The 26,927-nt window shown below is 35.9% G+C and carries 23 protein-coding genes; 15 read left to right on the top strand and 8 right to left on the bottom strand.

What is annotated here, in order from left to right; translation table 11 throughout:
* The first annotated feature begins 36 nt into the window (after positions 1-36).
* The 6 genes from ACFIMA_RS00680 to polA all read left to right on the top strand — a co-directional run bounded on the left by ACFIMA_RS00680 (position 37) and on the right by polA (position 6,857).
* A complete protein-coding gene (locus ACFIMA_RS00680; RefSeq protein WP_375632115.1) occupies positions 37-876 on the top strand; it encodes a pyruvate, water dikinase regulatory protein in 840 nt (279 codons plus the stop codon).
* Complete coding sequence (locus ACFIMA_RS00675; protein WP_375611343.1) at positions 873-1,469, top strand: Maf family nucleotide pyrophosphatase; 597 nt, start codon at positions 873-875, stop codon at positions 1,467-1,469. Before ACFIMA_RS00680 ends, ACFIMA_RS00675 begins: the two co-directional genes overlap by 4 nt.
* The gene (locus ACFIMA_RS00670; RefSeq protein ID WP_375629126.1) at positions 1,462-2,334 is read left to right on the top strand and encodes a shikimate dehydrogenase; all 873 of its coding nucleotides are present in this window, start codon (positions 1,462-1,464) and stop codon (positions 2,332-2,334) included. Before ACFIMA_RS00675 ends, ACFIMA_RS00670 begins: the two co-directional genes overlap by 8 nt.
* Positions 2,331-2,918 carry a dephospho-CoA kinase gene (coaE, locus tag ACFIMA_RS00665; protein WP_375612770.1) on the top strand — a complete coding sequence of 196 codons (588 nt, stop codon included), beginning with the start codon at positions 2,331-2,333 and terminating at the stop codon, positions 2,916-2,918. Before ACFIMA_RS00670 ends, coaE begins: the two co-directional genes overlap by 4 nt.
* Positions 2,919-2,922: 4 nt before the next feature.
* Positions 2,923-3,630: a DNA polymerase III subunit epsilon gene (gene dnaQ, locus ACFIMA_RS00660; protein WP_375629128.1), complete on the top strand. Its 708-nt coding sequence runs from the start codon at positions 2,923-2,925 to the stop codon at positions 3,628-3,630.
* A 299-nt stretch (positions 3,631-3,929) separates the two neighbouring features.
* A complete protein-coding gene (polA, locus tag ACFIMA_RS00655; RefSeq protein ID WP_375692984.1) occupies positions 3,930-6,857 on the top strand; it encodes a DNA polymerase I in 2,928 nt (975 codons plus the stop codon).
* Between the two features lie 5 nt (positions 6,858-6,862).
* Here the strand turns inward: polA and ACFIMA_RS00650 are convergent, their stop codons facing one another.
* The 7 genes from ACFIMA_RS00650 to ihfB all read right to left on the bottom strand — a co-directional run bounded on the left by ACFIMA_RS00650 (position 6,863) and on the right by ihfB (position 12,768).
* Positions 6,863-7,726, bottom strand: coding sequence for an endonuclease/exonuclease/phosphatase family protein (locus tag ACFIMA_RS00650; RefSeq protein ID WP_375620887.1), 864 nt, complete (start codon positions 7,724-7,726; stop codon positions 6,863-6,865).
* Positions 7,727-7,838: 112 nt separating this feature from the next.
* Positions 7,839-8,612: a Bax inhibitor-1/YccA family protein gene (locus ACFIMA_RS00645; RefSeq protein ID WP_375611347.1), complete on the bottom strand. Its 774-nt coding sequence runs from the start codon at positions 8,610-8,612 to the stop codon at positions 7,839-7,841.
* 1,118 nt (positions 8,613-9,730) lie between these two features.
* Entirely contained in the window at positions 9,731-10,234 is a 504-nt protein-coding gene (gene lspA, locus ACFIMA_RS00640; RefSeq protein ID WP_375612774.1) for a signal peptidase II, read from the bottom strand.
* Positions 10,224-11,078 carry a TrmH family RNA methyltransferase gene (locus tag ACFIMA_RS00635; protein ID WP_375611349.1) on the bottom strand — a complete coding sequence of 285 codons (855 nt, stop codon included), beginning with the start codon at positions 11,076-11,078 and terminating at the stop codon, positions 10,224-10,226. Before ACFIMA_RS00635 ends, lspA begins: the two co-directional genes overlap by 11 nt.
* A gap of 2 nt (positions 11,079-11,080) precedes the next feature.
* Positions 11,081-12,013 carry a class I SAM-dependent methyltransferase gene (locus ACFIMA_RS00630; protein ID WP_375692986.1) on the bottom strand — a complete coding sequence of 311 codons (933 nt, stop codon included), beginning with the start codon at positions 12,011-12,013 and terminating at the stop codon, positions 11,081-11,083.
* Between the two features lie 172 nt (positions 12,014-12,185).
* On the bottom strand, positions 12,186-12,482 hold the full coding sequence (locus ACFIMA_RS00625) for a lipopolysaccharide assembly protein LapA domain-containing protein (RefSeq protein WP_273790185.1): 297 nt from the start codon (positions 12,480-12,482) through the stop codon (positions 12,186-12,188).
* A gap of 7 nt (positions 12,483-12,489) precedes the next feature.
* A complete protein-coding gene (gene ihfB, locus ACFIMA_RS00620; RefSeq protein WP_273790186.1) occupies positions 12,490-12,768 on the bottom strand; it encodes an integration host factor subunit beta in 279 nt (92 codons plus the stop codon).
* A gap of 183 nt (positions 12,769-12,951) precedes the next feature.
* Between ihfB and lptC the strand changes: the two genes are divergently transcribed.
* The 6 genes from lptC (at position 12,952) to rlmN (ending at position 20,108) form a co-directional block, all read left to right on the top strand.
* Positions 12,952-13,596 (top strand): LPS export ABC transporter periplasmic protein LptC, encoded by a 645-nt coding sequence (lptC, locus tag ACFIMA_RS00615; RefSeq protein ID WP_375652375.1) that lies wholly within the window; start codon positions 12,952-12,954, stop codon positions 13,594-13,596.
* Positions 13,597-13,672: 76 nt separating this feature from the next.
* Complete coding sequence (locus ACFIMA_RS00610) at positions 13,673-14,272, top strand: LptA/OstA family protein (protein ID WP_375612778.1); 600 nt, start codon at positions 13,673-13,675, stop codon at positions 14,270-14,272.
* Between the two features lie 6 nt (positions 14,273-14,278).
* Entirely contained in the window at positions 14,279-15,073 is a 795-nt protein-coding gene (gene lptB / locus ACFIMA_RS00605; protein ID WP_012754448.1) for an LPS export ABC transporter ATP-binding protein, read from the top strand.
* 912 nt (positions 15,074-15,985) lie between these two features.
* Positions 15,986-16,450: a PTS IIA-like nitrogen regulatory protein PtsN gene (ptsN, locus tag ACFIMA_RS00600; protein WP_375611353.1), complete on the top strand. Its 465-nt coding sequence runs from the start codon at positions 15,986-15,988 to the stop codon at positions 16,448-16,450.
* 1,886 nt (positions 16,451-18,336) lie between these two features.
* Complete coding sequence (locus tag ACFIMA_RS00595) at positions 18,337-18,840, top strand: invasion associated locus B family protein (protein WP_375611465.1); 504 nt, start codon at positions 18,337-18,339, stop codon at positions 18,838-18,840.
* 41 nt (positions 18,841-18,881) lie between these two features.
* Positions 18,882-20,108, top strand: coding sequence for a 23S rRNA (adenine(2503)-C(2))-methyltransferase RlmN (gene rlmN, locus ACFIMA_RS00590; RefSeq protein ID WP_375612780.1), 1,227 nt, complete (start codon positions 18,882-18,884; stop codon positions 20,106-20,108).
* 791 nt (positions 20,109-20,899) lie between these two features.
* On the opposite strand, the gene ACFIMA_RS00585 is transcribed toward rlmN, so the two are convergent.
* The gene (locus ACFIMA_RS00585; RefSeq protein WP_375612781.1) at positions 20,900-21,541 is read right to left on the bottom strand and encodes a LysE family translocator; all 642 of its coding nucleotides are present in this window, start codon (positions 21,539-21,541) and stop codon (positions 20,900-20,902) included.
* Between the two features lie 170 nt (positions 21,542-21,711).
* Here ACFIMA_RS00585 and ACFIMA_RS00580 point away from each other — a divergent pair, with 170 nt between their 5' ends.
* The 3 genes from ACFIMA_RS00580 to ACFIMA_RS00570 all read left to right on the top strand — a co-directional run bounded on the left by ACFIMA_RS00580 (position 21,712) and on the right by ACFIMA_RS00570 (position 26,556).
* Positions 21,712-22,947, top strand: a complete 1,236-nt coding sequence (locus tag ACFIMA_RS00580; RefSeq protein ID WP_375632121.1) for an argininosuccinate synthase — start codon at positions 21,712-21,714, stop codon at positions 22,945-22,947.
* A 373-nt stretch (positions 22,948-23,320) separates the two neighbouring features.
* Entirely contained in the window at positions 23,321-24,982 is a 1,662-nt protein-coding gene (locus tag ACFIMA_RS00575; protein WP_375632122.1) for a lysine--tRNA ligase, read from the top strand.
* Positions 24,982-26,556 carry a peptide chain release factor 3 gene (locus tag ACFIMA_RS00570; RefSeq protein ID WP_375652378.1) on the top strand — a complete coding sequence of 525 codons (1,575 nt, stop codon included), beginning with the start codon at positions 24,982-24,984 and terminating at the stop codon, positions 26,554-26,556. The genes ACFIMA_RS00575 and ACFIMA_RS00570 overlap by 1 nt, the downstream gene beginning before the upstream one ends.
* Positions 26,557-26,927: the final 371 nt, after the last annotated feature.

Here is a 26,927-nt window from a genome sequence, read left to right as displayed (position 1 = left end):
TATATACACATGTCTTAACAAGGAGTTAAAATTTTTGTGACAAAAGAAAAAAAATTCTTTCATTTACACATGCTTTCTGATGCAACAGGAGAAACATTAATTTCTGTTGGAAGAGCTGTAGCATCGCAATATGCAATGATTCAGGCAACAGAGCATATCTATCCTATGATTCGTAATAGAATACAGTTACAGAAAGCTCTTGATGAAATACAACAAGAGCCAGGTATTGTTCTTTACACAATGATTGATGAAGAACTTAAACTACTCCTTCAAAAAAAATGCAAAAAAATAGAAGTTCCCTGTATTGATATATTGCATCCTGTTTTAAATGCTTTTCAGTCTTACCTTGGAATGCCAACACATTTACGTGCGAGCGCACAACATGATCTTAATGCAGATTATTTTCGCCGTATTGAGGCACTGGATTTTACAATAGAGCATGATGATGGACAGTCTTCCAGTAGCTTATCCGAAGCAGATGTGATCCTTGTGGGAATTTCAAGAACCTCTAAAACACCAACAAGCATCTATTTAGCAAATCGCGGAATAAAGACGGCTAATATTCCTCTTATTCCTAATATTGATTTGCCAGAATCCCTTTTAGAGGCAAAAAATTCTTTAATTATTGGTTTAATTGCTTCAGCTGAAAGAATCTCACATATTCGTCAAAATAGAGATTTAGGAGAAGGTTTTGCTCTTGATAATTATACTAATCGTATCAACATAGCTGAAGAATTAATCCATGCAAAACGCATTTGCGAACGTTTTGGTTGGCCTATTATTGATGTCACAAGACGTTCTATTGAAGAAACTGCTGCTGCAATATTTGAACTGTTATCACGATTTCGTGAAGGAAATGAGAGAAAATTCTCATGAACGCAGATACTTTAATATTAGCATCTCTTAGTTTTTATCGTGCAAAATTATTAAAAAAAGCAGGCTTAAATTTTTCCATTGAAGGAGCTTCTTTTGATGAAAGAGAAGTAGAAAAAAAAGCAAAAGAAAAAACACCTAAAGAACTCAGCTGTTTTCTTGCGAGCGCAAAAGCAAAAAATGTTTCAGATCGTTTTCCTGATGCTTTCGTTATTGGTTGTGATCAAGTTCTTGATTTTGAAGGTCAAGTTTTTCACAAAGCAACAAATATTAAAGAAGCACATCAACGTTTATGTGAATTATCAGGAAAAACCCATTCTCTTCATAGTGCGGTAGCTTTATTTAAAAATGGTCAAAAAATTTGGGTTGAAGCTTTTAGTGCACATATGTCCGTCCGTTTACTCTCATCAGAATTTATTGAACGTTATTTAGCACGCGTAGGAAAAGATGTTTTAAACAGCGTGGGAGTATATCAAATTGAAGGAGAAGGAATTCATCTCTTTGAAAAAATTGAAGGAGATTTTTTTACCATTGTTGGTTTACCTTTGCTGCCTCTACTCATAAAACTGCGCCACTTAGGAATTATTGATGGTTGACTTAACAATAAAAAAAACAAATTATCCGCGTGCTTTTGTTGTTGGTTCTCCAATTCATCATTCAAAATCGCCAAGAATTCACAATTTTTGGCTTAAACAATATGGTTTACAAGGAGAATATCTTGCACAAGAAGTAACATCTGAAGAGTTCAGTCATTTTATTGCGTCTTTACAAAAAATAGGCTTTTGTGGAGGAAATGTTACTTTGCCTTATAAACAAGAAGCTTTTCGTTTAGCAGATTATAAAGATGAGAGAGCAACAATGATTGGTGCTGTTAATACACTTTGGTATGAAGGAGATAAGCTTTGTGCCACGAATAGTGATGCCTATGGTTTTAGCGCTAATCTTGATGATTTTGTATCTGATTGGGGAGGGGAAACAGCTCTTGTTTTTGGAGCAGGTGGTGCCGCACGCGCTATCATATATGCCTTAAAAAGACGCGGATTTGAACAGATTTATTTAATTAACCGTACAAAACAACGTGCTGATAATTTAGCTCAGCATTTTGGAAAAATCATTAAAGTTTACGATTGGCATAAAATCCATGAAATACTTCATCAAGCTGATTTGATTGTTAATACAACCTCTATTGGCATAAAAAGTCCAGAAGAAAAAAGTGATTCTTTTTTTTGCGATTTTCATAAAGCAAAAAAAACGGCATTAGTAACAGATATTATTTATACACCATTGATAACTCCTTTTTTACAACAGGCAAAGGCTTGTGATCTCAAGACGGTTGATGGACTTGGGATGCTTCTACATCAGGCTGTTATAGGGTTTGAACAGTGGTTCGGAATAAGACCACAGGTAACAAAAGCGTTACGGACAGCTATTTTAGAGGATATGAGTGAAAAAAGAGAATGAAGATCATAGGATTAACGGGATCAATTGCTATGGGAAAATCAACAGTTGCTGATTTTTTCAAGCAAGCGGGTATTTCTGTTTTTAGTGCTGATGAAGCAGTACAACAGCTTTATAAAAGTGAGCCAGCTTTGTCATTCATAGAGCGTATTTTTCCTGGTGTGGTTGAAAACGGAGAAGTTAACCGTTTGAAACTTTCTGAAATTTTGATTGATGATAAGGAAAAATTACAAACATTAGAAAAAATAATTCATCCTTTGGTGCAAGAAAAAGAAAGGGAATTTATTGATATAGCGCGTGAACAAGGGAAAAAATTAGTTATTCTTGATATTCCACTTCTGTTTGAAAAAAATGGTGAAAGTCGTGTGGATAGCGTTATTGTTGTTTCTGCTCCACCAGAAATACAAAAAGAACGTGTAATGATTCGCCAAGGTATGAATGAGAAAAAATTTGCCTTTATCAACGCTCAACAAATGCCAGATGAAAAAAAACGAGAACGCGCTGATTTTATTATTGATACAGGGAAAGATTTAGAGAATACACGTCAACAGGTTTTTGATGTGATAAAAAAATTGCTAAAGAATTAAAATTATGCGTGAAATTATTTTTGATACAGAAACAACAGGTTTAGATAAAGAGAAAGATCGCATAATCGAAATTGGTTGTGTAGAAATGGTTGATCGTTATCTCACAGGACGCCAATTTCATGTTTATTTAAACCCTGAAGGCGTTATTATTCCTGATGAAGTTGTAGCAATTCACGGATTAACCAATGAACGCTTGAAAAACGAGAAAAGTTTTAGTGATATTGTTGATGAATTTTTGGAATTTATCAAAGACGCGACAATGATTGCGCATAATGCGAGTTTTGATATTGGTTTTATTAATGCAGAATTAAAACGCGTCAACAAACCGCTTATCAGTGTTGATAATATTCTTGATACATTGGCTATGGCGCGGCGTAAATTTCCTATGGGTCCTAATTCTCTTGATATTTTATGCAAACGTTTTGGAATTGATAACAGCCATCGTGTTCTTCATGGTGCTTTGCTTGATGCAGAGATTCTAGCCGATGTTTATATTGAGCTCATCGGTGGAAAGCAAGGTGTATTGGGTTTTGATAACAGAAGGGGTATTGATGAACATATCCAGAACGATAAAGATACATCTTATGCCGTTAAAATTCGCCCGCAGGCTTTACCTTCAAGATTGAGTATGCAAGAAAAAAAGTTACACGCTGATTTTATCTACAAAATGGGTGAAAAAGCTCTGTGGAATAACTTCAAAATTCATGAATAACATCATCTTTTATCTAAAAGAGTCACGATTGAAATTAAAGAATATCGATGTCAAAAAAAACGGTCGTTGTGGGGAGGGGAACACCACAACGACCCTGTCGCTACATCGTACCTCAGCTATCATAGGAGGAGCAAAATGAAAGCTATTAATCCTGTAACAGCAAAGAAAAGCTCTAGGTACTTAATATAAAGTGCAACGACTTCACGTCTTATGAAGAGAAAAAATGGCTTTTTAGAGGCAAAGTGAAAAAATATATAAGGGTAATTTGTTTTTTTAGCTGAAATGGAGAAAAAATTGTCATGAAAGCAACAGATCATCTTTTTTTGGTTGACGGATCAGGCTATATTTTTCGTGCTTATTATGCTTTGCCGCCTTTAAAACGTAAAAAGGATGGACTTCCTGTAGGAGCAGTAGCTGGTTTTTGCAATATGTTATGGAAATTACTTTGTGATGCTCGTAATACAGCTACGGGTGTTGTTCCAACACATTTTGCTGTTATTTTTGATTATTCATCTGATACTTTTCGGAAACAAATTTATCCTGAATATAAAGCGAATCGCGTTGAACCTCCTGAAGATCTAATTCCTCAATTCGCGCTAATACGCCAAGCAACGAAGGCTTTTAATTTGCCTTGTATTGAAAAGGAAGGCTTTGAAGCGGATGATTTAATTGCTACCTATGCAAAGTTGGCAACAAAGGTTGGGGCAAAAACAACCATTATTTCTTCCGATAAGGATCTTATGCAACTCGTAAATACGCATGTATCTTTGTATGATGGAATGAAAGATAAGCATATAGGTATCTCAGAAGTTATAGAAAAATGGGGTGTTGCGCCTGAAAAAATGATTGATTTACAAGCATTAATTGGAGATTCAACGGATAATGTACCGGGTATTCCAGGCATTGGTCCAAAAACTGCAGCTCAGTTGTTAAATGAATTTGGTTCTCTTGATCTTCTATTGCAAAACGTAACAGAAATTAAACAAACAAAACGACGTGAAAACATTCAAGCTTATAGAGAACAAGTTAAAATATCTCGTGAACTTGTCAGGCTTAAAACAGATGTTCCTATAGATAATGATTTAGATGATTTTATTTTGGAGCCACAAGATGGTCCACGTTTAATTGCTTTTTTGAAAGCGATGGAGTTTTCAACATTAACGCGTCGCGTGGCAGAGGCAACAACATGCGATGCAGCTGTTATTGACGCACTTGATATAAATGTTGAATGGGAAAAACTAAGCCCCAGGAATGATTCTGATATCAGGCATGATTCTGATATCAAGAATACTGAGCACGCATCCCTTCATAATTTTTCTGAAAATTCTCCACAAGTTTTTGCACAAGAACGTAAAGATCAAGCGCTGACTCAAAAAATTACAAGAGATGCTTATACAACAATTCTTGATGAGGAAATTTTAAAAGACTGGTTATCACAAGCACAAGAGCAGGGTTTTTTCGCTTTTGATACTAAAACAACATCTCTTGATCCGATGCAAGCAAAGCTTGTTGGTTTTTCACTCGCATTACAGCCGGAAAAAGCAGCTTATATACCTCTTGAACATTTTGATGAAGGAGAAGAGGACCTTTTGAGGGGCGGGCGCATTGCTTCACAGATTGGGGCTCGAAAAGCTTTAGCACTTTTAAAACCGATATTAGAAGATTCAGCGGTGTTAAAAATTGGTCATAATATAAAATATGATTGGTTGGTGATGAAGCAATACGACATTATGATAAGCTCTTTTGACGACACCATGCTTTTATCATATGCTTTTGATGCTGGAATGTTAACCCATAATATGGATGATTTGTCTGAACGTTGGCTTGAGCATAAACCAATTGCCTATAAAGATTTAACGCATAACGGGAAAAAAATTACTTCTTTTGCACAAGTAGATTTAAAACAAGCAACCCTTTATGCGGCGGAAGATGCTGATATAAAGCTACGTCTTTGGCAAGTATTGAAACCGCAACTTGTTGCTCGTGGAATGACAAAAATTTATGAGCGTCTTGATAGACCTCTTGTAGAAGTTCTTGCAAGAATGGAAGAACGGGGGATTCTTATTGATCGGCAGATTTTATTGCGTCTTTCAGGAGAGTTGGCACAAGCTGCTTTGATTCTAGAAGAGGAAATTTACAAACAAGCTGATGAAAAGTTTAATCTTGCTTCGCCAAAGCAATTAGGGGATATCCTTTTTGGCAAAATGGGATTGCCTGGAGGCGCTAAAACAAAGGGTGGACAATGGTCAACTTCTGCACAGACCTTAGAAGAGTTGGCTGCTGAAGGTCATATTTTACCGCGTAAAATTATTGAGTGGCGTCAACTTTCAAAGCTAAAATCTACCTATACAGATGCCTTGCCTTCTTATATTTTTTCAAAAACAGGGCGAGTTCACACGAATTATTCTTTGGCAATAACATCAACAGGTCGGTTATCATCATCAGAGCCAAATTTGCAAAATATTCCAGTGCGAACTGCTGAAGGACGTAAAATTCGAACAGCTTTTATTGCTCCCAAAGGACATGTGTTACTTTCTGCTGATTATAGTCAGATTGAGTTGCGCATTCTTGCACATATTGCGGATATAAAAGCATTAAAAGAAGCTTTTGCTAAAGGGCATGATATTCACGCTATAACGGCATCACAAATGTTTGGTGTTGCGATAGAAGGAATGCATTCAGATATACGACGGCGTGCAAAAGCGATTAATTTTGGTATTATTTATGGTATTTCAGCTTTTGGATTAGCCAATCAATTGGGAATTTCACGCCAAGAAGCGGGTCGTTATATTCAACTGTATTTTGAAAGATTTCCAGGAATTAAAGATTATATGGAGAAGACCAAAATCTTTGCACGTGAAAATGGTTATGTAGAAACAATTTTTGGACGTCGTATCCATTATCCAGAAATAAAAGCAAAGAATGTAAAAATTCGTTCTCTTAATGAGCGGGCAGCTATCAATGCTCCAATTCAAGGTTCTGCGGCCGATATTATTCGCCGCGCTATGATACATATGGAAGATGCTTTAAAAGCAGAAAAACTATCAGCAAAAATGTTGCTGCAAGTTCATGATGAACTGATTTTTGAAGTACCAGAAGAAGAAAGTAAAAAAACCATGACTGTTGTTAAAAATGTTATGGAAAATGCTACAATACCGGTTCTATCTTTATCTGTACCGCTTGAAGTAAAAGTTATGACGGCTCAAAATTGGGATGAGGCACATTAATTTTTTTATTTATTTTTAAGAATATTGATTGCGTTGGAAAGATTAAGATAGGCTTTGATAGGCAAATGATCTGAAGCAATGCGTGCAAGTGGTGAATAATGATTTTCAATACTTGTTACCAATTGGTGGGGAAAAGAAAAAACTCTATCAAGGGCTAACAAAGGAAAACGAGAGGGAAAGCTTGGTACAACTTCAAAAGTGCTATCAAAATAGGGAAAAAAATGATTTAAAGATGAGCCTTTTCCCATTCGCCATTCATTAAAATCTCCTATGAGGAGTGTAGGCATAAGGGGGCGTTTTTGGAAAATTTCAAGGAGCATTTTTGTTTGTTGTTTACGAGAGTAACGTAATAAGCCAAAATGAGCCGCAATAATACGAATAGGGCCTGCTGCCATTTCCAACTCTACAATTACAGCCCCACGTGGTTCAATACTAGGAAGAGTGACTTGTAAAGTATCACGTACATATCCCTTTCGCAAAAAAAGAGCATTCCCATGCCAACCATGGCCATGAGGTGACATAGTATTAAGAGGTACAGGAATCAAACCGGTTTCAGCTTTTAATAGCTGAAGATTAATCAAACCGATGCGTTCCCCAAAACGTTTATCTGCTTCTTGAAGAGCAAGGATATCAACTTGTAATTCAGTAATAACACGGACAATTCTTGTAGGATTAAAAACTTTATCAACACCTACACATTTATGCACATTATAGGAAGCAACGGTCAGATCATAATTACTATTTTGATTGACGATGTTTGATTGATGATGAGAGCGGCTGTGAATTGTATTTAAAAAGGAGCTATGGAGTTTTTGTTGGATAAAACCGGTAAACCAAGGGAATTTTTGCTTATAAGGGATTTTTGTCATTTTGCGAAAAGAATAGTTTCTAAGAAGCAGAGGGTAAAGATTTACACTAAAAACAAAAGAACCTTGTTTCTTTTAGAAACAAGGTTCTTTAATTAAGTAATGATTTTTGCAATCAATCACGGTTTGAGCCAAGAAACTGTAGCAAGAAGACAAACATATTGATGAAATCAAGATAAAGATTCAGCGCGCCCATAATAACTTTACGTCCTCTGGTATCGCTTTCATCTCCTTCATAATACATCAACTTAATGCTCTGGGTATCGTAGGCTGTTAAACCAGCAAAGATAAAAACACCAATCACAGAAATAGCAAACTGCAAAGCGCTTGATCCAAGAAAAATGTTCACAATCATGGAAAGCAACAAGCCGATCAATCCAATGAATAAGAATGAACCGATTGCTGTGAGATCACGCTTTGTTGTGTATCCATAAAGTGAAAGAGCTCCAAAAGTTGCGGCGGAAATGACAAAGGTTTGCACAACACTTTCTGTCGTATAGCGCAAAACGATTGAAGACAGTGAAAGACCAACCAGAGCAGCATAACCAAAAAAGAGACTACGAGCAGCATTTGTGCTCAATGTATTAATTTTAAAACTGAGAAATAAGACTGCTATGAGTGGTGCAAACATAACAATATAAGAGAATGGCGATGTATAAAATGTTACTCCAAATGGTGTTAGATAAACACTGCTATTGATTTGAGCTGCTGCTTGGCTCATATCTGTTGTCGTTGCTAATGATACAATTGCATAAGCGGCAGCAGCTGTAATAAGCAAACCAATGGCCATTGCATTGTAGACACCCAACATATAGTCGCGTAATCCCTGATCAATTGATGCATCGGCATGAGAAGCAGGTGCCGAACGTAAATCTTTAAAATTAGCCATAATATAAAATCCTTTAGCATATGTTCTGTCAGGTATAGGGCTTTAAAGGTGTCTCTGTCATTACACAGATAAGCTTGGTATAAGCCTTAATTGGGCAAATACAAAAACCCTTAAGAATCACTGACAGAATTCCAGCATATATGCTCTTATTATGGAGATTTATTTAAAAATTACAAGAGATTTATATGAAGAAGGAACCTTACAAATTGGTAAGGAAATAGTTCATTTTAATAAAAAATATTTCCATTTTTTGCCATATTTTTGCAAGATAAAAAGACTATACTTAAAAACTTTTCTATTTTCACAGAAACTATGTAATACAATCCCTTATAAATATTCACTATTTTTGCGTTTATGAGAAGAGCGGCAAGTATCATCACACTATTTTCAACCTCCAATATTGCATCTGTTTTGCACGGTTATAAGAGCTATTGAATTGGATTTTTATATAATATATTGATGTATAATGATAAATTGTCTTTTTGAATGCTAAATGATACTCCGAATATCGCAAGATTCTCTGGTTGAAAATCTGTTCATATTAAATCAATCAAGATTATTGACTTGTGTCTTGCAAGAGATATTGTTTTAATGGATTCAACATGAACAGATTCCAAATAAAAGAGATTTAGGATAGTAAGGGCTTTTATTCAATATGAAAAACGGTAATTTATATTTATAATCAATATGTTGCTTTAACAAGACACCATTGAAAATAGTTGAAAAAATGTTTTTTATTAAACAATATATAAAATAAAAAAGGAGAGTTTTTAAACGAAGCACTTAAGAAAGGCTCTGTAAAATCGATATCTGTAAAAACTAAAAAACGTACGAAAATCAATTGTTCAAATCAAATAAACAGAACTTCAAATGCTGTGAAATGTCTCCTCAAAAATTGTGATGTAGGACACATGGATAAAAAATATTGATTCTATTTGAGTTCATTTCTTTTGCACTAACTAAGTGTAGAAATGTAAAGTTGAAAAGAAAGTAAGATCTTATAGTCCCATGAAGAGAAACACGTGAAATGACGAGCAACAAGAATTGATTAAGAGAAATCAATGCGTAATCAGACTTGTGACGGTCAATAATCTCTGTTTTCTAAGGCACTGAACATATCAATGAGAAGATGTACTATTGGAATGACGCCTTGCTTTCATCCAAGTACGCAATTCTTCAATAAGGATGGCAATAACACCGAGAGTGATAAAACTATCTGCAAGGTTGAAAATAGCAAAATAAAAAATATCATCAATATGAAAAAGTATATAATCAGTGACATGATGAAAGCGAATACGATCAATGAGATTGCCGATGGCTCCCCCAATAATAAGAATAAGGCCAAAGCACATTAAAGACTTATTATATTCAGTATTTTTCCATAACCATAGAAGAAAGATAATCACAATGATCGTGATGGCGATGATTCCCCACTGAGAAAAGGAAGAAAAAAACGAAAATGCAATGCCAGAATTGCGCACATGATAAAGGGAAAGAAAAGGAATAAGCGAAATTTCTGTTCCTAAAGGCATATTGTGCATAACCCAGTATTTGACAGCTTGATCAAGTACTACTGTAAAAGCCAAGCCCAAGAGAAGAAAAGGGAGTGATTTACGAATCATGTTTTTCCTCACATGGTTCCAGTATTAAATAGGGGCGACGGATTTCATAAAGCATAACAGCTGTTGCTACAGCTAGATTAAGCGAGTCTGCTCGTCCGCTTTGTGGAATACGCGTAAGTTTATCACACCGATTCGTAAGAAGATCTGATAATCCCTGTTTTTCATTCCCCATTAAAAGGATAATAGGGCCATTTTTGAAGTCAAGTGTGCGATAATCCAGAGAACCTTTGAGGTGTGTTCCAACAATCATACCTTTAAAGTGAGAAGACCAGTTTAAAAAGCCGTTTTCATCAAAACGATAAAGTGGTACAGAGAAAATAGATCCCATGGTTGCGCGGACTGTTTCAGGCGAGAAAGGGTCTGTTGTCTCGCCAATTAAAATAACACCTTTAGCACCTACAGCATCAGCGGTTCGAATAATGGTACCAAGGTTTCCAGGATCACGTACACGATCAAGCGCGATGTAAACATCTTTAATCTGCCCTTTTATCATTTCAAAAGAGTGCCATTTTTGCTTGAAAATACCAATAACTGTTTGTGGATTATCGCGTCGGGTAAGTGATTCCATAACCTTTTGTGAGGCTTTAATAACAAAACCACCGTTGGCTACAGCACGTGCGGCAGTATTTTCGATAGTAGCATTACCGATTTCACTTTTAGAAAAAATAAGCGTCTGTATTGTCCAGCCAAGATTGAGAGCATCAATGACCAATTTCAATCCTTCTGCCATGAAAAGACCTTCTCTATTACGGTTTTTCTTTTGGCTAAGTGCTTTAAGATTTTTTATGATGGGGTTGCTAAGAGAGGTAATTTCTTTCACTCTACCAGTTTTGGGTCTACACATATTCAAGCAATCCAACGGCTAAAAAGAGAAGTAGAAAGAGCACGTCCTGCAACTTCTTCACGCAAAATGAGTTCTCCTGATTCGACCGTACCACCAAGATTTACAAATGCATCACGCATTAAAGCATGAAGTGCAAAGAAGGAAGCACGAATAGAATAAGCCGTAAGGACAACAGAGAGCGGTTTATCAGAGAGAAGTTTACGACAATTTGTGATCATAGCGGGTAAATGATCAAACAGTTGCCAAATTTCACCATGGGGTCCACGCCCATAAGCAGGGGGATCAAGAAGAATCATATCATAGCTTTTCTTACGACGCAGTTCACGCTCGACAAATTTCATAGCATCATCGCAAATCCAGCGAATAGAATGATCTGGTAATCCTGCTCTTTCTTGATTAGCTTTTGCCCACGCAATGGCTTTTTTAGAAGCATCAACATGGGTAACATTCGCACCCGCTCGTGCTCCAATCAAAGAGGCAATACCTGTATAGCCAAAAAGATTCAACAATTTTATAGGGCGTTCGGCTTTAACAATTTGTTCTTCCATAGAGCGCCAATGGGCATCTTGTTCAGGAAAAACCCCCACATGACGAAAGGAAGTAAAACGGCCTAGAAAAGACAATCCATTCCAAGCAAGAGCCCATGTTTCATCAAGTGGCTTTTTAGGAAAATGCCAACGCCCAACCCCTTCTTCATCAAGGTTTCCTGTGAAAATAGCATCAACATCAGCCCATTGTTTTTGTGGTAAAGCGGGTTTCCATAGTGCTTGACCTTCTGGTCGAATAATGCGGTAAGCTCCATAACGTTCTAATTTTTGTCCATGACCAGAATCAATGAGAGCATAGTTTTCGCTTATACCCGTTTCTAAAATAAGGGGCAGCTTTTCCTGCGGATATCTATTGTTATGGGAGAATTGAAAGCATTGTGCGGACATGTTTTGTATCACGGTATATGAGGTATAAAAATATATTATAAAGCTCTTAAATGTTTCGTAAAAGTGCAAAAAAGCTAAAGTCAATTAAAACATGTATAAAAAAGAAAAAGAGCACTTTTAACTCTGTACTGAATATAAAATACTAAAGAGAAAAGATTTCATTTAAATACCATTACACCAGATTTGTAATAGATGTTTTCAATTTTTCAATCTCGGCTTTACTTTTTTTGAGAGCTTTTTTGTATTTGTGATAGGAAAACCAACTGATCAGATTTCCTAATAAAATACCAAAACCAAAGAAAATAAAGAGCCATATAAAGAGGGGAGCATGATAAGTAAAACTTTCAGGATTTGCTCGAAAAGGATCAAGGGTTAACGGAACCATTTGACGATTAGCCACGATAAAAACAATCAAAACCGCTGCGAGAATCACACCGATACTTGTTAGAAGAATACGTTTAATTATCATAAGTTTCTCACTGATTAAGACGGTCACGTAAATCCTTGCCAGTTTTAAAAAAAGGAATCCACTTTTCTTCAACAGAAACGGCTTCACCTGTTCGTGGATTACGTCCATTACGGGCTGAACGGCTTTTTACAGAAAAAGCTCCAAATCCACGAAGTTCAACGCGATTGCCATTTGCAAGTGCTGTTGCAATTTCCTCAAAAATAGCGTTTACAATATTCTCCACATCCCGTTGAAAAAGATGCGGGTTATGACGAGCGATAATTTGTACAAGCTCTGATTTTACCACAATAGCCTCACTTTCACACAAAAAAATTTTGTAATTGTGCACTTCATGCATATTACAATATATAAACGGATAAAAGCAAAATAAAATCAAGAAAAAACAAATTGCAAGAAACAAAATTTGAAAATACCTTCTATAAAGGGTATACAGATTAAAAATGCGGAGGATTTAAGAGATCAGGAGAGTATGTCCGTACACAATCATTATAAAGCCTTTTCAACGCAATCATCTTTTGGAGATGTTTTAAAAAAAGCATCCCGTCATTCGCGTCGCATTAGCATATTAAAAATTTTTTTACCTCTCGTAGCGTTGATTTCAGCGCTGGTTTTTTGCTGGTTTACGTTTTTCTTGGTTCCTGTTACTTCTGATTCTATGCCTTTGAATAATGGAGAAAGTGGCGTGATGAATTTGACGATGCTCAATCCAAAATTAGAAGGGTATACGCGTGCTCATGAACCTTATTGGCTTAAAGCAGAAAAGGCATTTCAAGACCATACACACGCTGGAATGATTGGGTTGCAAAACATTACAGCTAGAGCATTTATGGGCCAACAACGACAGGTTTTTCTCGTCGCACAAGGGGGGGTTTACGATAACATTAATGGTTTTTTACAGTTGGATAAGCCATTCACGATTACGACGAATGATGGGATGATGGTACGATTTATGTCAGCTAGTATTAACTTATCCGAGGGACAGTTAAAAACAGATCAACGTGTTAATATTCAGCAAGCCGGTTTGAATCTTGCCGCAAACGCCTTACAAATTCGAGAAAAAGGAAAAAACATATATTTCCATGGTGGTGTGCATTTAGTGCTTCAAAAGCAATAACGCAATATCAATACAAATCTTTAAAGGATATTTATAAAGAGAAGTATGTGTATATACAAACAGAAGAATTGAAATAATGAAATCGTACAAAAGATGGATAGGTGTGATGTTAGCTTTTAGCATGGGAATGTTAGGAGAAGGAGCAGTTTTAGGATATGCTGAAGTGGCTCATTTTGGAATAAGTCTATCAAGCGATAAAGAACCGGTAGAACTTCATGCAGATTCTTTGGAAATACGTGATAAAGAAGGGATAGCGCTTTTTAAGGGTGATGTTTCAGTGGTACAAGGTGAACGTCTTTTAAAAACGGCAGAATTAGTTGTTTACTACGATAAAGCATATAAAGAAATTGATAAAAACAAGGAAGATACAAAGGCATCATCTGTTTCTTTATTTGGTTCGTCGAGTATACAAAAAATGGAAGCTTTAGGAAAAGTTTATATAAAAATTGCTACGCAAGTTGCTACGGGTGATAAAGGTGTTTTTGATGGAAAGTCAAAAATGATGAGTTTGACAGGGAATCATGTTGTGTTAACTGATGGTGACAATGTGGCAACGGGGTGCAAACTAACGGCAAATATGGAAAGCGGAAAGGCTTTTTTAGAAGGTTGTGAGACGCCTAAGAAAAAAGGTCGTGTTTCTATTATTTTAAAACAAAATCAAAAGAATGGCCATTAAGATTTCATGTTTGGAATCAAAAGAAAAAAACAGACCGATAGGTATAATCTTGAAAGTGAAGCTTCAAAAAATCCCTTAAAAGGGACCTTGATTGCCAGTAATTTGATTAAAGTTTATCGAGGAAGACGAACTGTTAATGGTGTTTCTTTTGGCATTCGTACGGGAGAAGCCGTTGGCATTTTAGGGCCCAATGGGGCAGGTAAAACAACTTGTTTTTATATGGTGACAGGGCTTATAAAATCTGATGGAGGATCCATTAAAATTGATGGATTTGATATTACGCATCTTCCGATGTATCGACGTGCGCGTTTAGGTATTGGATATCTTCCACAGGAAGCGTCTATTTTTCGTGGTCTTTCAGTAGAAAATAACATTAAAGCTGTTTTAGAGGTCGTTGAAAAAGATCGCCTTAAACAACGTGAAGAGTTAGATAGCCTTTTACATGAATTTAAAATTGATCATTTACGTAAAATGTCTGCACTTTCGTTATCTGGAGGTGAACGTCGGCGACTTGAAATTGCGCGCGCTTTAGCTTCTCGTCCCCATTTTATGTTACTTGATGAACCATTTGCAGGAATTGATCCTATCGCTATTTTCGATATTCAACAACTTATTCGTCATTTAACGAGGCGTGGCATTGGTGTTTTAATAACGGATCATAATGTGCGTGAGACATTAGGGCTTGTCGATCGCGCTTATATTATTCATACAGGGCGGGTGTTAGTTCACGGTTGTCCTAACGATATTATCAACAACGTTGATGTACGCAGAATTTATTTGGGAAATCAGTTTTCTCTTTGATTTTACAGCTTTCACGAGTTTCCATTTAAGTTTAACCAAACATTATTACTGAAAATTTCCTTATTTATGCCAAAACTTCTTTTATGACTATAACCTTAATGTTGTTATTGAGTGGTGAAAAAGGCTTCATCATTAGAGGTTAGTTTGTTGTTTTATAAGTTTAGCTTACTCATAATTGTATCATAGAAAAGATATCACTAGATTAACGTGATAATGAGTGATAAACGAAGCTCTCAATAAATGCGTGTGTTATTGAAAGGTAAGAGATATTTATCATATTTTTCTCTGTCGAATCAAAAAATATATCGATGATGCTGTTTTAGGTATTTTGATGGGAGCACCGGTTTATATATTGCGGTTATTCAATAGGAGTTGTCGTATTTTATTGGTTTATATCGCCTATTTGAAAATAGGAACTTGGCTACAGATATCAGGCTAAATCTATAAATCTTTTAAAATAATCATTAAATTTCTAAAAATCTTTATATTCTTGTTATAAGTCGATGTTCAAGCTATACAGTAATTTTCAAAGTAAAGGTCCATTTTGCTCAGTATGCTTTTCATCTTAATTTAAGGGCTCATTGTTTAAAGAAAGAAAAACTCTGATGGCGGATTATACATCAACTCTTATGACAAGTTTAATAAGTTTATGAATAATGGCCTTTTCTAGAGTCGTAAGGAAATTAACTTTATGAACAACTTCATTTGTTTGGTTTCTCATGCCGTTAATGATGATCCGAATACTATTTATTATTGTTTTAGAAGTGATATGAGATGTATTGAGCCATCACCCATTATAAATTGAAAAGTAAAAACACATGCGATGTTGCGAAAAGTGAAAGAACATTAAGTATCTATAGCGTTTATAGGTTTATTGATGAGCATTTTAGCGTGTAAGAGGAAAATTAAAGTATGAATTTGAGTGAGTTAATAGCACCGGAAGCGATCATTCCGGCTCTTAAGGCTAATTCGAAAAAACAGGTTCTGCAAATTTTAGCCGAAAAAGCTTCCAAGCTAACAGGTCTTAGTGAACATGTGATTTTTGATGTTGTTTTACAACGCGAGAAGCTTGGTTCAACGGGTTTGGGTGGAGGTATTGCGATTCCTCATGGAAAATTACCTGATATTAATCGGATCATTGGTATATTTGCACGTCTTGAAAGTCCTGTTGATTTTGAAGCTCTTGACGACGAACCTATAGATCTCGTTTTTCTCCTTTTAGCACCTGAAAATGCTGGTGCAGATCACTTAAAAGCTTTATCACAGATCGCACGTGTTTTGCGTCACACTGATGTTGTACAAAAGTTGCGCAGTACGCATAATGCCAATGCGCTTTATGCTTTATTGATTCAAACTTCAGAATCAAATGCAGCTTAAAAGTTATTATGAGCGTATAAATTGCGAGGTATGCACTACAGAGCGTAGGAAATAATATAATTTGCATCTTAAGACTAATAACAAAAGGTTATGTCATGAGATTTAAGAAAATTACTTCTAATTGAACCTTCTTTTTAAAGAGTAACCAACAAAAACGAAGGGCTTTTCCTTTCTTGTTCTCGTATATTAAAGCATCTAATTATTATGTTCGTGGATTCTTTTATCCTGTTATACTGTAAAAACACTATCATTTGAGATATGGTGAGATAAATTCTGTAAGTCTTCTTAATATATTAAGTGCTTTTAGAGTGCGTGGTAAATATTTTTAAACAGGACTTGTCTGTAGAGCCTTTAGTTAAGTGAATCACATGAGTGGGAAGAAAAGAGGAGATCGCTCGACAAGAATCCAAACTTTTTCAGTCCAGATTGGATTAAGAATCTTCGTCCTTTGAAAGCGGGAAAGAAATCAACAGAAAAGTTTATTTGTGCATTGAATTTTTTTGTAAGTTGAGTTTGAGTGTTTAGGGATAATATTTTAATGCTCAAGAAGAAATAAGAGATATATTGTATCTTCAGTATAGCAAGATATTGATTTTAAATATAATTCACTATTTCGCATGTTAGATGAGAGATCCGAATATTGTAAAATTCTCTCATTCCAAACTTGTTTATGTTGAATCAATCAAAACCATTTCCTTGCACGTTGTAAACGGAATTAGCGTGTGGATAAAAACTGTACAAGAAAGGGGTAAAAATGCTTCTTATGAATCGTCTCAAGTATTGAGGGTTGCAGCAAAACATTGGGGGCTGGAAAATAGTGTTATGATGCCAGCTTTCTTCTTCACAAGTGGAGAGATCAACTATTTTATAGATATGATTTAGATGTCTGCTGTTGTATAGAGCTCATGCTAAAGAACAATTTTGTACGGTAAGAATGAAAATTATACCTTTAGGTTGGGTGAAAGAGTTTTTATGCATAGGAAGATTTATTTAAGTGTCTTTAATTGATTAAAATATTGTTTAAAAAATGGTAATGTTAGAACTGCTATAGAAAAAAGTTTTATATTTCTTTTTATAAATTACTTAGAAATAAGATAAGGAGACTTTCCCAAAGAATTCTTAAGAAGTTTTTTATAACAGAAAGAAAAATATCGTCTAATACATTAAAATAATACGATTAAGCTATTATAAGTTACTAAAATCATTTTAGAAATTAATAATTGGAGATGAAATATATAGGGAAATAAGATCAAAAGAAACAAAATTGTATGTGATTATTGAGATAGAATCTAAATTCTTTATGTTTTATTATTAATATCTTGATAATATTTTATTATTTTTACAAGGTCTTTTGAAGATTGAGAAAAAGTGTTATCGGGACGATATTGAATACGAAATATGAATGCACTATAATGAGTAAAAGATGGAGTATTCTGCGAACATAAATGTATTGAATGCATAAAGTCGAGAAGTGATATTCGTAAGGCGATTAAGCTTTTTTGCGGGGAGTCCGGGGTGTATTTTCAAAATTTTGCATCAGATTGCTTGTGATATAAAGAGTAAGGTTTATTTCTTAACAGAGTGGTGGTATATTTTCATCTCGTTTTGAAGTTCTATAGCTTAAAGAAATCGTTTTTTATACAAAAACGAAATAAGTAGCGTAAAATGAAGATATTATTTTTTAATGTGGTTATTGAATAAGAAGTTTATGTTTTGGTAACGATTAAAAGGTCACAATGAAACGTAGAAATCTATTTTGATTAGTGTGAAAATATTTCGCTTATTGAAGGAATTAGGACAATAACACATGAATATCGAGGAGTTTTTGTTAAATTTTTCCAATGAAGAAAATCTTGTTAGAGACTAAAGAAGTGAGCTAAATGAAGATGTTTGAAAAGACTGTTATTGCTGCATCTGTAATGGTTCTTGTTACAGCGGGAGTGGCATATGCACAAACGCCAAGCCGTTTAAATCAATTTGAAGCGTGGGGAGCCTATTCTTATAAATCGCCCAAAAATACGATTTGCTATGTGTTATCGGTACCTTTGAAGGCTCTTCCAACGACAGTTAATCATGGCGATAATTTTTTCTTGGTTACCAAGCGTTCTCATTCACCTATTTCGTTTGAACCGCAGTTTATGGCTGGTTATACCCTTCAAGAAGGGTCGAGAGTGACAGTGACCATTGGAGGTAAGGACTTTGATTTTTTCACGAAAGATTCCTCAGCTTGGCTGGCGTCATCAGAGCTAGAAAAGCAGCTTGTTTCTGCTATGCGTGCTGGAAGCAATATGACAGTGCAAGCGATATCAAAACGAGGAACGCATACCACTTATACTTATTCCTTAAAAGGGGTCACTGCTGCATTAAATGCAGCTCAAAAGTGCCATTAAGGTTTCGATAACTCTAAAATAGTGATGTGAATTGGAAAGCAATGGCCATTTCTTATGACCTTAGACCAGTTGGTTCATGTTTTGCACGAAAAACAGATAATGTGGTCGTGAAGGAGAGTTCTAAGCTCTCTTTAATTGGTTTGTCGCAAGATGAAATGATGCAAGCTTTAAAGACAGTTGGTGTACCAGAGCATCAAACGCGTATGCGTGTGCGTCAGCTTTGGCATTGGCTTTATGTGCGTGGTGTTTCAAATTTTGATGAGATGCTGAATATTTCTAAAGCAATGCAAGAAACACTTAAGTGTCATTTCTCCATTGCGCGCCCAGAAATTGTTGGAGAACAAATATCAAAAGATGGTACGCGTAAATGGCTCTTACGTTTTCCTGCACGTGGAGCTGGAAGGCCTGTTGAAATTGAAACGGTTTATATCCCTGAAGAAGGACGTGGTACTTTATGTCTTTCATCGCAAGTAGGGTGTACGTTAACCTGCTCTTTTTGCCATACGGGAACGCAGATGCTTGTTCGTAATCTGACCGCAGAAGAAATTTTGGCACAATTATTGGTTGCACGTGATTGTTTGGGTGATTTTCCTGATAAGAATACCCCTGATGGAGCAATTGTTCCCATTGAAGGACGAAAAATTACCAATATTGTTATGATGGGAATGGGAGAACCTCTTTATAATTTTGAAGCTGTTAAAAAAGCTTTATTGATTGCCTCTGATGGCGATGGACTTTCTTTATCAAAACGTCGAATTACGCTTTCAACTAGTGGAGTTGTTCCTGGAATTATCCGAACTGGAGAAGAAATTGGTGTTATGTTAGCAATTTCACTCCACGCAGTACACGATACACTAAGGGATATGCTTGTTCCCATTAATAAAAAATATCCGCTTGCTTTACTAATGGAGGCTTGCCGTAATTATCCTGGTCTTTCCAATGCAAAACGAATCACATTTGAATATGTTATGCTGAAAGATATCAATGATAGTTTAGATGATGCTAAGCGATTGATTCAGTTATTGAAAGGGATTCCTGCTAAGATTAATTTAATCCCTTTTAATCCGTGGCCAGGGAGTAATTATCAATGTTCTGATTGGGAGCAAATCGAGCGTTTTGCTGATGTCGTTAATCAAGCGGGCTATGCTTCTCCTATTCGGATACCGCGTGGACGCGATATTTTAGCTGCATGTGGACAGCTTAAATCAGCTTCAGAGCGCTTACGTAAATCTGAACGTTTACGACTTGAAAATGCCATTGGTCATTAGGTAACGCAATTTTCAGCGATATCGAGGCCTATACTTTTTTGTTTGTAAATTAATATCCAAACCTCATGCGATGGCATATGTGAGACAGAGATTAAGATGGATAAGTGCTAGACGAACAGTTTCAGCGTTTATATGCTAAATGGGGTAAGATATTGTCTATAGTCTTGTTTGCATAATCTCTGAAATTAAGAAGGAAGCCTAATTTAGAGGGAATATGAGGTCTTAAGGATTATAACTAATTTCTACCTTATTATCGTACTCATTAATTAGGTTTTGTGTCTTTTAAAAGCATCTACGGTAATATCTTTTAAAAAGTGGAGATTGTGCACTGCCTCATGCTTTTGTTTATTATTTTCTTAAATAAGATCACGCATCACAAGCAAAACAGAGGATCTAAAATATAAATACCATTAAGTTATCCATTGATATGTTTTTTAAGTATCTCTTAGTACACTCTTCATATCACGATAATGCTTGTGAGGAGTGTAACAAAAAGCTTCTGTGAATGTATTGTACTCCTACACCTTTATGTTTAATAAAGGTGTAAATTGGTACCACCATTCTATTTTTCAGCTCCCAATGTTGTAACAGCTTTTAGTACTTGAGATGGTTTATAAGAGGTGTTTTTATTCTTTTCTTAGATAGTTTTTATCCATACGAAAACTCCAGCTTCTCTTGTGATGTACAAAGGAAAGGTATTGTTTTATTCAAAACAAACAGGTTTGAAATGAAAAAATCTTATAATATTTGTTTTTTTATTTAAATTAAAAGCGATACATTACACGTATAAATCAATGTTTTGTAACCACAAGGAGATGGAGGGCAAAGCTGGTAAAAGTACCAGCAATAAGCCAGTCGAGAAAGCGAATATAAAGAGGGTTCTTTTTGAGAGTTTTGGTAAGTTTATGCGCTGTAAAAACGATTGCAATTGTAATGGGGAAAGAAATAGGAATATAAGAGAGTCCTAAAAAGAGCAATTTTTGTGTTGCCATAGGATCATTCGCATTGATAAATTGTGGTAAGAATGTCGCGTTAAAGAGTATAACTTTAGGATTGAGAAGATTAATTCCAATACCAGCAAGATAGTTACGTTTAGCGCTTTGAGATTTAGAAGATGTCTGTTCAAAGGAAAAAGTGGGGTTTCTCCGTAAAGCTTGAAAGGAAAACCATAAAAGATAAAAGGCGCCAACAATTTTCAGAAGAACAAAAGTATGTGGTGCAGCAAAAATAAGCGCTGATAAGCCAAGTGCTACAGCGGTAACCTGAATGGCAAACCCTGTTGCACTACCCAAGGCGCACATAATTCCAGCTTTTTTGCTTTGTGTAATGGTTCGTCCTACAGAAAGCATCATATCTGGTCCTGGAATAAGTGCTAAAATCAACGATGCTAAAGCAAATTGTACAACAATAGACCACTCCGGTAGAAATGACACGTAAATCTCCTTTTATTTTTAAGCAGTGTTCACTATTTATACTTTGAGGCACCTTTATTTACGCTTTTTGCGTCTTTTTAATGTTGCTTAAAAAGAATTTATTTTTATATTTCTTGCATCGTTTTGATTTTTGGGTAGAAATAAAAAAGTAGCTCATATAGAACTTTAAAATGAAAAAGTGGCAAAATATTAGAAAAGTTGTTTTGGCTTATTCAGGTGGATTGGATACGTCAATTATTCTTAAATGGTTGCAAAGTGCGCTAGGTGTTGAAGTTGTAACTTTTACAGCAGATTTGGGGCAGGGGGAAGAGCTAGAACTTGCTCGTCGTAAAGCTGAAATGCTAGGTGTTAAAGAGATCTACATTGAAGATTTGCGCGAAGAATTTGTGCGTGATTTTGTGTTTCCGATGTTTCGAGCCAATACCGTTTATGAGGGGACTTATCTTTTAGGAACATCAATTGCACGTCCACTTATTTCAAAACGCCTTATTGAAATTGCTGAGGAAACAGGGGCAGATGCCATTGCTCATGGAGCAACAGGAAAAGGCAATGATCAGGTACGCTTTGAGCTTTCCGCTTATGCGCTTAATCCTGATATAAAGATTATTGCTCCATGGCGTGATTGGGATTTTAAGAGTCGGACAGATCTCTTTGAATTTGCTCGTATTCATCAAATTCCTGTAGAAAAGGATAAGCAAGGTGAAGCGCCTTTTTCAGTGGATGTAAATTTATTGCATTCTTCATCAGAAGGAAAGATTTTAGAAGATCCAGCACTTCCTGCTCCTGAATATGTCCATATGCGTACTCTTTCGCCGGAAGATGCTCCAGATCAAGCAACCAGAATTACTCTTGGCTTTAAAAAAGGCGATGCTGTTTCAATCAATGGAAAAAATTTATCTCCTGCAACTTTACTTGCAGAATTAAATCATTATGGGCGCGATAATGGTATTGGTCGGTTAGATTTGGTAGAAAATCGCTTTGTGGGTATGAAATCGCGGGGTATTTATGAAACACCAGGTGGAACCATTCTTTTGACGGCTCACAGAGCTATAGAATCTTTAACGTTAGATCGTGGCGCAGCTCATTTAAAAGATGAATTGATGCCACGTTATGCAGAACTCATTTATTATGGATTTTGGTTTTCGCCGGAACGTAAGATGTTGCAGGCAGCTATTGATTTATCTCAAGAACATGTTGAAGGTGAAGTCACGTTAAAGCTTTATAAGGGGAATGTAATTATTGAAGGGCGCCAAAGTAAGAAATCACTTTATTCCAGTGAGTTAGTAACTTTCGAGGATGATCAAGGTGTTTATGATCAAAGAGATGCAACTGGTTTTATTAAATTAAATGCTCTACGTTTGCGTACATTAGCAATGCGTCATCAAGGTGATAAAGAAAAGAAATAGAAAATTACGGTGACAAGTGTAATATGGATTAGTGCTTTTGTATGAAATGCCTAGTTTAAGCATTTTTCTGTTGGTTTTTACCGTTCTTTCGTTCAATACTAGAAGCTTATCTTCTGCGCTAATAAATATAATAAGCAAAACCCATGATAATAATAGCAATGAAGGCTTCGATAATCAAAACAGGTCAATTTTGCTTTATAATATTGAATGTTTTTGATTTTTATCAGAACAAAATATGTTTATAACGAGGGCGGTTTTTGTATAGTGACTTAAGAGTATAAAGAAATTTTCATCTTTTTGCTTGCTATTATTGACGAATAAATTCAAGAACCATACACCCTATTTTGAAAGAGTGTAATTTTTAGGATAAATAATGATGCGTGATCAGTGTGATACCCTCAACCTTACGCCTGAATTAAAAGATGCAGCTTCTCAATCGAGAACTTGGCCATTTGAAGAAGCACGTAAGATTATCAAACGGTATGAAAAAACGGGTTATCCAGACAGTGTGATATTTGAAACAGGTTATGGCCCTTCTGGTTTACCGCATATTGGAACTTTTGGGGAAGTTGCACGTACAACCATGGTGCGTCATGCATTTCATATTCTCACGGAGAATAAAGTAAAAACAAAATTACTTTGTTTTTCTGATGATATGGATGGTTTGCGCAAGGTTCCTGAGAATGTGCCTGATCGCGAGAGGATGGAACATTATCTTGGTCAACCGTTGAGCCGTGTACCCGACCCTTTTGGAGATGATTATCCTTCTTTTGGAGCGGCAAATAATGCGCGGTTACGGGCTTTCCTTGATCGTTTTGGTTTTGATTATGAATTTGCAAGTGCTACGGATTATTACAATTCCGGTCGTTTTGATGAAACACTTTTGAAAATCCTTGCCTGTTATGACAAGGTTATGGCAATTATTTTACCAACATTAGGTGAAGAACGGCAAGCGACCTATTCACTCTTTCTACCGATTTCTCCCTTTTCTGGAAAAGTATTACAGGTACCGATGATTGCGCGTAATGTTGAAAAAGGGACTGTCACTTATATTGAACCTGAAACAGGAGAAACCATAGAAACAGAGGTTACGGGGGGCAAAGTTAAGTGTCAGTGGAAGGTAGATTGGGCAATGCGTTGGACAGCACTTAGCATTGATTATGAAATGGCCGGAAAAGACCTTATCGATTCCACAAATCTTTCTTCTAAAATTTGTAAAGTATTAGGTGGAAAGCCCCCAGAAGGATTCAACTATGAGCTCTTTTTAGATGAGAAAGGGCAGAAAATTTCCAAATCCAAGGGAAATGGCTTAACCATTGATGAATGGCTTACATATGCCCCAACAGAGAGTTTAGGGCTTTATATGTTTTCAAAACCTAAAACAGCAAAAAGGCTTTATTTTGATGTTATTCCTAAAGCTGTAGATGAATATTATGCTCATCTTTCTGCTTATGGTCGTCAAAGTTGGCAAGAACGGCTTAGTAATCCTGTATGGCATATTCATAATGGTTGTCCACCGCAGGTTGATTTGCCTGTATCCTTTGCGATGCTTTTAAATTTGGTAAGTGCTTCAAATGCGGAGAATGCAGAAGTTCTTTGGGGTTTTATTTCTCGTTACGCTAAAGAAGCAAATTCACAAACTTATCCAGAACTTGATCAATTGGTGAAGTTTGCCATTAAATATTTTGATGTTTTTGTTAAACCAAACAAGAAATTTCGTATACCAGATGATAGCGAACGAGCAACATTAGCACAAATTGATGAAAAATTAGCTCATTTACCTGAAACTGTTGATGGCAACATATTACAAAATATGCTTCTTGATGTTGCAAGGTTAACGGAACGCTATCAAGATCATAGCAAAAAAAGCCCTGAAGGTGGGCCTGGTGTTTCTAATGTTTTTTTTCAAATGTTGTATGAAGTCCTTCTTGGACAAGAGCGAGGTCCACGATGGGGATCATTTATAGCGCTTTATGGGATTAATGAAATGCGTGCACTGATTGCTGAAACACTTGCACGTCCTGTGGAGGAATAATGGAACGAAGAGTGCAGGAAGTAAAGCGACGCCGTACATTTGCAATTATTGCTCACCCAGATGCGGGGAAAACAACATTAACAGAAAAGCTTTTATTGTTTGGTGGTGCTATTCAACTTGCAGGAGAAGTAAAAGCCAAAAAAGATCGTATTCAAACCCGTTCTGATTGGATGAATATTGAGCGTGATCGTGGTATTTCCGTTGTGACTTCGGTGATGACGTTTGAATATGAAAATCATATTTTTAATCTCCTAGATACTCCAGGACATGAGGACTTTGCGGATGATACGTATCGCACTCTCACAGCTGTTGATAGTGCTATCATGGTATTGGATGGGGCACGCGGAATTGAGCCAAGAACACTGAAATTGTTTGAAGTATGTCGGATGCGGGATATTCCTATTGTTACGTTTATCAATAAAATGGATCGTGAGGCACGTGATCCTATAGAGCTTTTAGATGAAATTGAAGAAAAGCTTGCTCTTGATACCGCGCCTATAACATGGCCAATTGGTACGGGTAAAGATTTTGTTGGTACCTATGACCTTCATCATAATCGTTTTCGTCAAAAAGATGATGAGATAACACAGCAAATAGTTTCAAATCCCAGAGAGGTTGTCCATTTACTCCCTGAATATCAACGTTCCACTTTTATTGAAGGGGTAGAACTTGCTCAAAGTGTTTGCAAGAATTTTGATCTTCAAGCTTTCCGTGAAGGTCATATGACTCCGGTTTATTTTGGTTCAGCTTTACGAAATTTTGGTGTTCGTGATTTGATCAATGCACTTATTGATTTTGGTCAAAGTCCTCGTGATCAAAGTGCAGATCAGCGCAATATCATAGCAACTGAACCTAAAATGACGGGATTTGTTTTTAAAATTCAAGCGAATATGGATCCTAATCATCGTGATCGTATTGCATTTTTTCGGGTATGCTCGGGAACACTTGAACGTGGTATGAAAACAAAGTTGGTCCGAACAGGAAAACCGATGACACTTTCGGCTCCACAATTTTTCTTTGCGCGTTCGCGCCAAATTGCTGATCAAGCCTATGCTGGTGATATCGTAGGAATCCCTAATCATGGAACATTGCGTATCGGCGATACTTTGACTGAAGGAGAAGATATCCTCTTTAAGGGAGTACCAAATTTTGCACCAGAGATTTTGCGTCGTGTTTGTTTGGGCGATCCAATGAAAGCAAAAAAGCTCAAAGAAGCTTTGCAACAAATGGCTGAAGAAGGGGTTGTACAATTGTTTATTCCTGATGATGGGTCGCCTTCTCTCATTGGTGTTATTGGTGCTTTGCAAATTGATGTCTTAAAAGAACGATTAAAAATAGAATATTCTTTGCCAGTGAATTTTGAGTCTGCGCGCTTTAATTTATGCCGTTGGATTTCAGCGCAGAGCAAAGATGAGTTGCAAAAGTTTCTCAGCAATCACCGCTCTGCTATTGCGTATGATTTAGAAGGTGATCCAGTTTTTTTAGCGGAGAACCATTTTTCATTAAATTATGAAGCAGAAAGAGCTCCTAAGATAAAATTTTCTACTTTTAAAGATTATCAAGTAAGCTTTTAATGTAAAGAAGAATTTTTTATGTAACAATTTGGTTGATAATGATTTTTCATATTGAGTTGGGGATCTGAATATTGTTATTTTTTCTGAAAACAAAAGGAGTATGTAAAGAACACTTTCAGATTGCACTGTATAAAGAATACGGTAAATTTATTTTATAATATTCAATAAGTTATAATATATTTGTAATTGTAACGTCTTTTAAAATTTTGATATATTTTTTCACAATAGCTTAAGACAAGGTCATATATTTCAGTATTTTGAATGTCAGCTAAAAATCTCCTGTATAAATAGAGCTTTTCAGTTTTTTCTTGTATGAAAATTGTATACAGTCAAAATAAAGCAAATAATCAATAAGATGAAATTTGTTATTC

The organism is Bartonella sp. AP88HLJMH (assembly GCF_042195605.1).
In the GTDB taxonomy this organism is placed as follows: Bacteria; Pseudomonadota; Alphaproteobacteria; order Rhizobiales; family Rhizobiaceae; genus Bartonella.
The sequence above is the reverse complement of the archived record's forward strand: the minus strand, read 5'-3'. Positions and strand labels throughout refer to the sequence as shown.